The following is a 694-nucleotide window of genomic DNA, read 5'->3' as shown; positions in this document are numbered from 1 at the left end:
GCAGCAGGCCGAGCGGCAGCAGGACGCCGGCTGCGCCGGTGGAGTCGTTGAGCGTGCCCAGCACCGGGGCGCGCCCGGCCAGCGAGGCGATACCGGCCATCGCCAGGAGGATGCCGAAGGTGGCCAGCAGCGCGCCCAGCGCCGCACCGATGCGCAGGCGCCAGTGTTTCGGCTGGCGCGGGCGCAGGCGGCGGGCATCGAAATCGTCGGACAGCTTCATGCCGATTTCCTTTGGGGTGTCGGCGCTATGACCGGACATTAGCGCCGGGGTTCCGCCATGCTGGCGGCACTGTGACGGCGGTCAGATCAGCGCCTTGGCTTGCGGCACCAGGGTGGCGAAGTTGTCGGCCAGGGCGATCATCTCGATGCGGTGCACCTGCTCGGCGGCGATCACGCTGCCATCGGGGGCCGGCAGGTCGCGGGTGGCGCACGCGGCGTCGACCAGGGTACAGCGATAACCATAGTCCTTGGCGGCGCGCACCGTGGTGCTGACGCTGGAATGGGTCATGAAGCCGCAGACGATCAGGTCGAGATGGCCGAGGGCCTGCAGGCGGTCGTGCAGTTCGGTGCCGGCGAAGGCGTTGGGCAGGCGTTTCTCCACCACTATCTCGCCGGCCAGCGGGGCGGCCTCGGGCAGGTGGCGGCCACGCGGGCCGCTGGGGTCGAGCAGGCCGCCGGGAATGCCGAGGTGTTT

2 protein-coding genes are annotated in these 694 nt (G+C 70.7%); both read right to left on the bottom strand.

The window, feature by feature from the left end:
- The coding region (locus N878_RS24245; RefSeq protein WP_021446074.1) for a hypothetical protein at positions 1–220 on the bottom strand (220 nt) is incomplete at its 3' end.
- Positions 221–301: 81 nt separating this feature from the next.
- The coding region (locus tag N878_RS24240; protein WP_021446073.1) for an isochorismatase family protein at positions 302–694 on the bottom strand (393 nt) is incomplete at its 5' end.

This window comes from Pseudomonas sp. EGD-AK9, assembly GCF_000465935.2.
Lineage (GTDB): Bacteria > Pseudomonadota > Gammaproteobacteria > Pseudomonadales > Pseudomonadaceae > Aquipseudomonas.
This window is presented reverse-complemented; position numbering and strand designations above follow the sequence as displayed.